Source organism: Kitasatospora sp. NPDC007106, from assembly GCF_040634455.1.
Taxonomy (GTDB): Bacteria; Actinomycetota; Actinomycetes; order Streptomycetales; family Streptomycetaceae; genus Kitasatospora; species Kitasatospora arboriphila.
Genome location: NZ_JBEYFP010000770.1, coordinates 1 through 2,723 on the forward strand (window position 1 = coordinate 1; position 2,723 = coordinate 2,723).

The window sequence follows — 2,723 nt, forward strand, 5'->3', positions numbered from 1 at the left end:
TATTTTATTTTTTTTTTTTTTGGGTGTTTGTTTTTTATTGGGTTTTGGTGGGGTTCCCCCCGGGGGGGCGCGGGGGGGGGGGGGCCCCCCCCGACCGACCGCTAGTTCACGTCGAAGGCGTAGTAGTAGGCGTCGTACACTTCCCCGTTGGTGTCCGTCTGGTAGGCGTAGACGAGGTGCTGCCCGCTCGTGTCGGGCGCCCACGACACCTGGGCCGTGCCGTCGGCCCCGGGGACAACGGTCGTCTCCGGCCCCCAGTCGAAGGAGTACGTGTAGGAGGCCACGTCCGGCACCGTCGGGGCGAAGGTGAAGGTACCGGTGACGCCGACGCCGCCGGCGTTGACGGGCGTGCCGGTGTCCTCCGGGTAGACGTCCGAGGTGACCGTCGGCGAGGTGTCCACAAAGGCGAACCAGCGGTACGGGGAGCTCACCCAGCCGTTCGTGCTGTGGCTGTGCACCTCGATCTGGGTCGCCCCGGTCACCGGCGGGAGCGTGATCGACGCGGTGCCGTCCGCGGCGGCGGTCACGGTCTGCGCCTCGGCGTAGCCCACCTTCACCGTGTAGCTGTCCACCGGCCGGACGTTCGCGTTCGGCGCCATGTGGAGGGTCACCGGCACCCCGGGGCGCACCTTGGGCGGGTCGGGCGTCACGATGGGCGAGGTGTCGCCGACGAAGACCTGGTAGGTCGTGACCGCCGACGTGTTGTACGCCCGGTCGAAGGTGCGGACCGACAGCGTCCGCGGACCGGAGTCCTGCGGGAACAGGCTCACCGAGGCCGACCCGCCGAGGGTGTCGGCACGAACGAAGTTGGGACCGCTGAAGGGGTCGCGCCACTGCGGCACCCCGTGGTCACCGGTGTTCACCACCCCGGCGACACCGAGGTCGCCCCAGGCGTACTGGTAGGCCGCCACGTCCGGCACGCCGGCCGCGGTGAAGGTGAACTGCACCGGCTCACCACCGGGTGTCCACTGCTTGGCGGGGTAGTTCGCCGACGTCACCACCGGAGCCGCGGACGGCGCAGTGGCGTCGACGTGGAAGTAGCAGGGCCGCGACCACGCGGAGCTGTCGGCGCGGTCGTCGCCCTGGACCTGCCAGGCGTACGTCCCGCCGTCGGCGAGGAGACCGGCCGGCACGTGCCCGTTCCCCTCGTAGCCGCTGCCCATCGAGTCCTGGGTGAACTCCGTGCGCTGTTCCTTGTGCCCCACCGGCCAGACGGCGAAGCGACCCGTCAGCGTGCCGTCGCCGGCGTCCGCGTCGTGCAGCATGGCCCCCAGCGTCGGGGTCAGGGTCCCGACGTACGGGTACGGCTTCTCGGTGGCGCAGGGCTGGTACTGGGTGAAGAGGTCGGTGGGCGCGCCGGGCGGCGTGTTGTACGTGGGGTACAACCGGATCCCGCGCGAGCCGCTGAGCCGGCGGCCCAGGGCGGCGTTCGCCTCGTCGGCCGCGGGCAGGCGCAGTTCGATCGACAGCGTCGGGCGGTTCGCCGCCACGGCAGCCGCGGCGGCGCTCGTGAGGTCGAACTGCAGGTACTGGGCCGGGCAGGCCTGGCTGCCGCCGACGGTGCCGAGCAGTTGCTTCTCGGTCGGGGCGTTGCGCCAGGTGATGTCGTCGGTCTTCGGCACCGTCTGCCAGACCTCGATGGCGCGCTGCGCGCAGGCCTGCGCCTGGGACTCGCCGAAGGTGAGGTTGGCCTTGAGCACGTGTGTGGCGGCGAACCCGGCCAGGTCGAAGGTCGCGTAGACCCGCGACGTGTGCGCGGTGCCCGCCTCGTCGAGCCAGGCACCGAGCGGGATGTCCTCGCCGGAGGACACCGGATGGGCCGTCAGGGGCGCCTGCGCATCGGTGTACGCCAGGGAGAGCTGCGACGCCTCCCGGATGACGGAATCGGCGGCGGCGGGCGAGGCGGGAACGAGGACTCCCCCCAGCCCCAGTGCGGCCGCTGCCATGCCGGCCGCGGCGGATCGTATGCCCAGTCTTCGTCTCAAGCCGAGAACTCCTTCTGAGGCCCCGTGGGGCGTCGTCGATTGGCGGCGACCATAGTGTCAGAACGTATGCGGAGCAGGGGGACCGACCACCTGCCTGCGCACGGCGGCCCACCACCCTGGGTCCACCGGTCGGGGTTTCGGCGACGCCCGACGGCCCGCGCCCCGGGCTCGGGCCCGAGGGCAGGTCGGTCGGTGACCGACTGCGGCTCGGGGCCGTGCACCGGGGCGCGGGGTTCAGCGGGACGTCAACGGGACGTCAGTGGGAGGTCAGCGGCCCTGGAGGGCCTTGGCGTTGTCGCCGAAGGTCCAGCCCTTCGAGCCGTCCCAGTTGATCGACCAGGTCATGAGTCCCTTCAGCGAGCCGCCGAAGGCGTTCCACGACTGGCCGACCAGGCTCGGCGCCATGTAGCCGCCGCCCGCGCCGGACTGGGCCGGCAGGCCGGGCACCTGCTTGTCGTAGGGCACCTTCACGGTGGTGCCCTGGATGACCAGGCCGTTGTTCAGGCAGGTGGTCTGCGCGGTGAAGCCCTGGACGGTGCCGGCCTGGTAGGAGTCGCCGGAGCAGCCGTACATGCTGCCGTTGTAGTACTGCATGTTCAGCCACCAGAGGCGGCCGTTGTCGACGTACTTCTTGATGATCGGCAGGTAGGCGCCCGAGCGCGTTGCTCAGCTGGATCGCCGCCGAGTTGGCGCCGGTGTCCTCCGGCGCCGACAGCTTCATCATCAGGACGCTGATGC

The 2,723-nt window shown here is 70.8% G+C and carries 1 protein-coding gene and 1 pseudogene; both read right to left on the reverse strand.

All coding sequences use genetic code 11. The features are described 5' to 3' along the window. Positions 1–101 precede the first annotated feature (101 nt). Positions 102–1,946, reverse strand: a complete 1,845-nt coding sequence (locus ABZ641_RS32095) for a hypothetical protein (protein WP_359987524.1) — start codon at positions 1,944–1,946, stop codon at positions 102–104. A 306-nt stretch (positions 1,947–2,252) separates the two neighbouring features. After that, a pseudogene (locus ABZ641_RS32100) lies at positions 2,253–2,639 on the reverse strand (hypothetical protein); the annotation flags it as partial. Between the last annotated feature and the right edge of the window lie 84 nt (positions 2,640–2,723).

Bases quoted from the DNA above. Each gene is read 5' to 3' on its own strand.
- ABZ641_RS32095 (WP_359987524.1), bottom strand. From the start codon at position 1,946: ATGGCAGCGGCCGCACTGGGGCTGGGGGGAGTCCTCGTTCCCGCCTCG.